At 53.8% G+C, this 240-nt stretch carries 1 pseudogene; it reads right to left on the reverse strand.

The features are described from left to right. A pseudogene (locus SB753_RS40900) lies at positions 1 to 240 on the reverse strand (class I SAM-dependent methyltransferase); the annotation flags it as partial.

The raw sequence follows: 240 nt of genomic DNA on the forward strand, positions 1-240 counted from the left end.
CGATGAACTTCGACCCCGGCAATCATGCGGTTGCGGGTCATGTCTTCCAGCAGATCGACCATCAGATTCGCCGGAGACGGAACGGGGAACCAGCCATTATCGGATGCCTGAAATGCATCCTGAAACGACCAGTTCCAATCTTCAATGATGTAGAGACCGCCAGGGCGAACCAATGGGAAAAGGGTCTTGAACGACGTTTTCGTCTGCTCGTAAAAGTGCGAAGCGTCGTCTACCACCAGG

The sequence above is a fragment of the Paraburkholderia sp. SIMBA_053 genome (genome assembly GCF_046534895.1).
Classification (GTDB): Bacteria; Pseudomonadota; Gammaproteobacteria; order Burkholderiales; family Burkholderiaceae; genus Paraburkholderia; species Paraburkholderia caledonica.